Source organism: Mesorhizobium sp. M7A.F.Ca.CA.004.04.2.1 (assembly GCF_004022825.1).
Taxonomy (GTDB): Bacteria; Pseudomonadota; Alphaproteobacteria; order Rhizobiales; family Rhizobiaceae; genus Mesorhizobium.
In genome coordinates this window covers 1-6,337 of the sequence record NZ_RZPH01000258.1, presented here as the reverse complement: position 1 = coordinate 6,337, position 6,337 = coordinate 1, and the positions used below count along the sequence as shown (strand labels likewise).

Annotated in this window: 6 protein-coding genes; 5 read left to right on the top strand and 1 reads right to left on the bottom strand. The window is 63.2% G+C overall.

Annotated features, from left to right (window positions below; genetic code table 11):
• The 4 genes from EN893_RS38655 to EN893_RS13920 form a co-directional block, all read left to right on the top strand.
• A partial coding sequence (locus EN893_RS38655; protein WP_206640117.1) for a hypothetical protein occupies positions 1–227 on the top strand: 227 nt, incomplete at its 5' end.
• Positions 228–386: 159 nt separating this feature from the next.
• Positions 387–1,448 (top strand): LLM class flavin-dependent oxidoreductase, encoded by a 1,062-nt coding sequence (locus tag EN893_RS13930; protein ID WP_127267667.1) that lies wholly within the window; start codon positions 387–389, stop codon positions 1,446–1,448.
• A gap of 252 nt (positions 1,449–1,700) precedes the next feature.
• On the top strand, positions 1,701–2,870 hold the full coding sequence (locus EN893_RS13925) for an AI-2E family transporter (RefSeq protein WP_127267668.1): 1,170 nt from the start codon (positions 1,701–1,703) through the stop codon (positions 2,868–2,870).
• A 68-nt stretch (positions 2,871–2,938) separates the two neighbouring features.
• Entirely contained in the window at positions 2,939–3,940 is a 1,002-nt protein-coding gene (locus EN893_RS13920; protein WP_127267669.1) for an LLM class flavin-dependent oxidoreductase, read from the top strand.
• Positions 3,941–3,972: 32 nt separating this feature from the next.
• On the opposite strand, the gene EN893_RS13915 is transcribed toward EN893_RS13920, so the two are convergent.
• Complete coding sequence (locus EN893_RS13915; RefSeq protein ID WP_127267670.1) at positions 3,973–4,992, bottom strand: LacI family DNA-binding transcriptional regulator; 1,020 nt, start codon at positions 4,990–4,992, stop codon at positions 3,973–3,975.
• Positions 4,993–5,212: 220 nt separating this feature from the next.
• Between EN893_RS13915 and EN893_RS13910 the strand changes: the two genes are divergently transcribed.
• Positions 5,213–6,337, top strand: a 1,125-nt coding sequence (locus EN893_RS13910) for a sugar ABC transporter ATP-binding protein (protein WP_164900844.1), incomplete at its 3' end; no start/stop codon positions are given.

Here is a 6,337-nt window from a genome sequence, read left to right as displayed (position 1 = left end):
GCCTTGAAGCGCTCGAGGAGCGCCTTCTTTGCCTCGTTTGCGGCATTGCGCCGCTCGAAAACGTCTTTTTCCCTGTAGATAGCCAAGTCCACTTCCCTGAAGTCAATTCGCGACGCTTACATACGCGCGAAAACCGAGAGTTCAAGCGCCAAAACGGCATGGCAGCCATGAAATTGTCGGCTGTTGCACTCGGGAGACGCCTTTGGAGCAATTTCAGGGAAGTGTGAAACGGTTTTCCCGGGAAAAGCGCGCAGCGCTTTCCCTTGGGAATTGCGACGAAGAGATTGAACCGAAAACGACATGCACTGTTCACCGTCGCGCCTCTGGCGGCGAGGTTGGCGGATGGCTACGTCTAGCGGCAAATTCCAACACCAGGATGACATTAGATGGAACTCGGTCTCTACACCTTCGCCGACGTCAGCCCGCAGCCGGGCCCCGGCGCCATCGGCCCGCATGAGCGGCTGCGCAACCTGATCGAGGAGGTCGAGCTGGCCGATCAGGTCGGCCTCGACGTCTTCGGCCTCGGCGAGCATCACCGGCCCGACTATGCCGCCTCCGCACCGGTCGTGGCCCTGGCCGCGGCCGCCGAGCGCTCGAAGCGCATCAAGCTGACCAGTGCCGTCACCGTTCTGTCTTCTGATGACCCGGTGCGCGTGTTCCAGCAGTTCGCAACGCTCGACCTTCTGTCGGGCGGCCGCGCCGAGATCATGGCCGGACGCGGCTCGTTCATCGAATCCTTCCCGCTGTTCGGTTACAACCTCGAGGACTATGACGAGCTGTTCGCCGAAAAGCTCGATCTGCTACTTGCCATCCGCAACGGCGTGAAGGTCACCTGGTCCGGCAATCTGCGCGCGCCGATCAACGATCGCGGCGTTTATCCCCGGCCCTTCCAGGACAGGCTACCGGTCTGGATCGCCATTGGCGGCACGCCGCAGTCTGCCGCCCGCGCGGGTGCGCTCGGCCTGCCGCTGGCGCTCGCCATCATCGGCGGCGAGCCGGCGCGCTTCGCGCCGCTGTTCGATCTCTATCGCGAAGCCGCCAAGCGCGCCGGCAGCGACCCGAGGGGCCTTGCCACCAGCATCAACGTGCACGGCTTCATCGCCGAGACGACCGAGCAGGCGGCCGACGATTTTTACGGCCCGCAGGCGGAGGTGATGAACCGCATCGGCCGCGAGCGCGGCTGGGGTCCGACATCCCAAGCGCATTTCGACCAGTCGCGCGGCCCGAACGGCGCGTTGTTCGTCGGCGGTCCCGAGCAAGTGGCTGAGAAGATCGTCGCCCAGCACAAGATCTTCGGCAATGACCGCTTCCTGCTGCAAATGGCGATCGGCACCATGCCGCATGCCAAGATCATGAAGGCGATCGAACTCTACGGCACCAGGGTGGCGCCGATCGTGCGCAAGGAAACAGCCAGGGCTGGCACAGCCGTCACCACGCCGGCAGCCTGACGGAAATGTCGGCTGCTGGCTGCTGCCTTTGAGAAGGCCGGATTTTTCGTCCTCGTCGCCACGACATTGGGAAGAAAGCCAAATCTCTCTTCCAACGCCGTGAGTGCAGGCCTGGATGCTGCGGCGCGCTCTGATTTCCGGACCCGTGCAAACGGGCCTCATTCCGGAAGCCGGCTCATGGAACCTGCGCCCATAACTCTGCGTTCATGCAAGCAATAGCCGATCGCCGAGGGCGCCGGCTCGAGGGTGAGCATGAAAACCGAACCCGCTGCCTTGGGCCGCGCCATCGCCGACGAGTCGGATTCGCGCGTTGCGGCCCGCGCCGACACGCATCTGATGCGCTCGCTGCTCGTCGGCATTTTCCTGTTCATGGCCATCTATGCGCTCTACTTCGCTCGCGCTTTCTTCATGCCGGTCATTCTGGCTTTCCTGCTGGCGCTGACGCTGACGCCGATCGTTAGGCTCCTGCGCAGGCACGGCATCTCCGAAGTGGTTTCGGCGACCCTTCTGGTGCTGTTGTCGATCTGCATCTTTGCCAGCGTAGGCTACCTGCTCAGCGGACCGATCATCGACCTCATCAACAACACCTCTTCGATAGGCCAGCAACTTGCCGAACGGCTGGCGCAATTGCGCCGCCCACTCGAGAAGATCATGCAGATTTCGCATCAGATCGAACAGCTGACCCAGACGTCGCAGGAGCCGGGCATCCAGAGGGTGGCGATGGCGCAGTCCGGCATCCTGTCGGCGGCCGCCAGCAACATCCTGTCGGCCGGAACAGGCCTGACTATCATTTTCGTGCTGTCGCTGTTCCTGCTCGCCTCCGGCACGATGTTCTATGAAAAGATCATCCAGTCCTTCGCCAGCCTCAGCGAAAAGAAACGGGCGCTGCGCGTCGTCTATGACGTCGAGCGCGAAATCTCGCACTATCTGCTCACCGTCACCATCATCAATGCCGGCCTCGGCACGGTCATCGCTCTTGGTCTGTGGGCGCTCGGCATGCCCAATCCGCTGGTCTGGGGAGCCGCCGCGGCGTTGCTCAACTTCTTGCCCTATGTCGGAGCGCTGATCACCATCGTGCTTGTCACGGTCATGGCGTTGATCAGCTTCGATACCATCTTCTACGCGCTTCTGGCGCCGGCCTTCGTGATCTTGTGCGACATCGTCGAAGGCCAGTTCGTGACGCCGATGGTGGTCGGCCGGCGTCTGGAGATCAACGCCGTGGCAATCTTGATCGCCATCGCCTTCTGGTCATGGTTGTGGGGCTTCGTCGGCGCCCTGATGGCGGTGCCGCTGCTGGTCGTCATCAAGGTATTCTGCGATCATTTCGACGGGCTCAGCCATGTCGGCAATTTTCTCGCCGCGCAGCACGCGGTTGTCGTCGAGGAGGACGACATCGCCGACCCCGAAGCTATCAAAGGCTGATCAATATTTTTGAATTTGCGGCGCCGCCGGATGCTTCCTACATGCGGTCCTGACACAGGATCCCATCCATGACCGCTCTTTCCGTTCTCGACCTGTCGCCGATCGTCGAAGGCAGCGATGCCTCGCAGTCGCTGGCCAACTCGCTCGATCTTGCCCGCCATGCCGAGCGCCTGGGCTACAAGCGTTTCTGGCTGGCCGAGCATCACAACATGCCGGGTATCGCCAGCGCGGCCACAGCCGTCGTCATTGCCCATGTCGCCGGCGGTACCAAGACCATTCGCGTCGGCGCCGGCGGCATCATGCTGCCCAACCATTCGCCGCTGGTGATTGCCGAGCAGTTCGGCACGCTGGCCGCCTTGCATCCGGGCCGCATCGATCTCGGCATCGGCCGGGCGCCCGGCACCGACATGGGCACCGCCCGTGCCTTGCGCCGCAATCTCGAGGCCGGGGTCGACAATTTCCCTCAGGATGTCGTCGAGCTGATGGGCTATTTCCAGCCGGCCGAGGAAGGCCAGCGAATTCGCGCCGTGCCCGGCGAAGGCCAGGACGTGCCGGTCTGGATCCTCGGCTCCAGCCTCTACGGCGCGCAGCTCGCCGCCATGCTCGGCCTGCCCTACGCCTTCGCTTCGCATTTCGCGCCGGCGGAGCTGGATCACGCGCTGGATGTCTACCGCTCGCGCTTCCAGCCGTCCGAGCAGCTCGACAAGCCGCATGTCATGCTTGGCCTCAATGTCTTCGCCGCGCCCACCGATGCGGAGGCCCGTTTGTTGTTCACCTCGCTGCAACAGGCTTTCGTCAATCTGCGCACCGGTCGGGCCGGCCGGCTGCCGCCACCTGTCGAGAACTATGACCGCGATCTCGATCCGATGGCAAAGACAATGCTCGGCCAGGCATTGTCCTGCGCCGTCGTCGGCTCCCCGGAAACGGTGCGGCAAGGCCTCGATGCCTTCGTGCGCCGCACCGGTGCCGACGAACTGATGGTCACTGCGCAGATGTTTGATCATGCGGCGCGGGTGCGGTCGTTCGAAATCCTGGCCGAGGCGCACAAATCCCTTTCGCAGGCGGCCTGACAGGCCCTGCTACGACTTACGCCGGGGGAAGGCTACGCGCTCACGCTCTGCGCAATCGCGCCGAGCGGACGGCATGAATTGCGGATCATCAGCCTGCCCTTGAGCAAAAGCTTGCGCGGCGGCGCGTCCCTGTTGCCGGCGAGACGATCGAGAAGCAGATTGGCCGCCTGTTCGCCGATCGCCTGCACGGGCTGGGCCACCGTGGTCAACTGCGGCTGGAACACGTCGGACCATGGAAAGTCGTCGAAGCAGGCGACCGAAATATCTTCCGGGCAGGACAGGCCGATGTCGCGGATCGCCTTCATGGTGCCGATCACCATCGGATTGTTGGCCGAGAAGATCGCGCTTGGCCGATCATGCGAGGAAAGCATCTGCATGGTTTCGTTATAGCCGTCGATCTCGTGGAAATTGCCGAAGCGGATCAACTCCTCGGCGATCGGCAGGCCGGCGGCGTGAAGCGCCTCGCGATATCCCGCCATGCGGTCATGCATCGGCGAGATGTCCGAGGTGCCGGTGATGTAACCGATGCGCCGGTGGCCGAGATTGATCAGATAGGTGATGGCGTCGAACACCGCGCGCTGGTTGTCCAGCACCACGGCATCGGTGTCGATGCCTTTGCAGATACGATCGAGCAGCACGACCGGCACGTTGGCGTCGTCGACGATCCGCTTGAGGATCGCGCCGTCGCCGACGCGCGCCACGATCAGCCCGTCGACCATGCGGTCGAGCAGCAACCTGATCTGGTCGTCCTGGGTGTTCAAATCCTCGTCCGTGCAGCACAGCATGACGGCATAGCCGGCCCGGTCGAAGGCCTGCTGGATGACCGAGACGACATCGGTGAAGAACGGGTTGGTGATGTGCGGCACGGTCAGTCCGATGGTGCGGGTCGTGCCCATCTTCAGGCTGCGGGCGATCGCGTTGCGCTTGTAGCCGATATCGCGGATTGCCTGCTCGATGCGCTGGCTAAGCTCCGGGCTGACCGTCGCCGTGCCATTGATCAGCGCCGAAACGGTGGCGACAGAAACACGCGCCGCTTCAGCCACATGAAGCATGGTGGGCGCGGTGGATTTGCGGTGTCTTTTTTGCCCTGACGCTGTCATTTTCGAAACGTTTCGCCACTCTTGCTGGCCAATACGTACGGAATCCTGTCCTTTTTAGCAAGAATCGAATTGCACCAAACGTCCGGCACCTTATATCGGCTTGACATGATCGAAACGTTTAGATTAGCGTTTGCGGGAAGTTGACGACGACGGAAGGGAGGCCGCCATTGTCATGCAAGAGAGCAATTGCCTGTCCCCGGAGCACGGTGCGGCCGATCGGTCGCACATCGTTCTGAGTGCCGAGCGCATTTCCAAGAGCTTCGGCGGCATCGCCGCGCTTGTCGATGTCGGCTTTGAGCTGCGTCGCGGCGAGGTTCATGCCTTGATGGGCGAGAACGGCGCCGGCAAGTCGACGCTGATGAAAATCCTCTCCGGCGTCTATACCGGTTATGACGGCACGGTGAGCGTCGATGGCCGCCCCACCAGCTTCGCCGGCGTGCGCGACGCCGAGGATGCCGGCATCGCCATCATTCATCAGGAGCTCAACCTGGTGCCCGAGCTCAGCGTCGCCGACAACATCTTCCTCGGCCGCGAGAAGCTGATCGCCGGGCTGATCGTCGACCGCAAGGCGAGCAGCCGCGCGGCAGGTGCTTTGTTGCAGCGGCTCGGCATCGAACTCGATCCGCAAGCCCGCGTCGGCGCCCTGCGTGTCGGCGAGCAGCAACTGGTCGAGATCGCCAAGGCTCTGTCGATGTCGGCACGCATCCTGATCATGGACGAGCCGACCTCGGCGCTTTCGCCGGCCGAATGCCAGCGGCTGTTCCGCATCATCCGCCAGCTTGCCGACAGCGGCGTCGCCATCGTCTACATCTCGCACCGCATCGACGAGGTCATGCATCTGGCCGGCCGCGTCACCGTGTTTCGCGACGGCCGCCATGTGCTGACCGAGCCGATGGCCAGGCTCGACGAAGATACGATCATTTCGGCGATGGTCGGCCGCAACCTGCTCGCTTCCTCCGAGGAAGAGCGCAACACCAGCGGCATGACCGTGCTTTCGGTCGAAAACCTGTCGCTGTCGAAGCCCGATGCGCATGGTTGGCGCACGGTGATCGACGGCGTCGGCTTCGATCTTGCCGCCGGAGAAATCCTCGGCATTGGCGGGCTGCTGGGTTCGGGCCGCACCGAGATCCTGGAAGCGATCTTCAGCTCGAGCAATGGCCGCACCGGCGGCGAAATCCGTATTGACGGCCATCCCGTGGACATCCGTTCGCCGCGCGATGCGAGGCGGCTGGGCATTGCGCTGGTGACCGAGGACCGCAAGACGCAAGGGCTGCATCTGCAGGCTTCGATCGCGGAC

Coding starts and splice junctions, on each gene's coding strand:
- EN893_RS13930 (WP_127267667.1), top strand. CDS start 387: ATGGAACTCGGTCTCTACACCTTCGCCGACGTCAGCCCGCAGCCGGGC.
- EN893_RS13925 (WP_127267668.1), top strand. CDS start 1,701: ATGAAAACCGAACCCGCTGCCTTGGGCCGCGCCATCGCCGACGAGTCG.
- EN893_RS13920 (WP_127267669.1), top strand. CDS start 2,939: ATGACCGCTCTTTCCGTTCTCGACCTGTCGCCGATCGTCGAAGGCAGC.
- EN893_RS13915 (WP_127267670.1), bottom strand. CDS start 4,992: ATGCTTCATGTGGCTGAAGCGGCGCGTGTTTCTGTCGCCACCGTTTCG.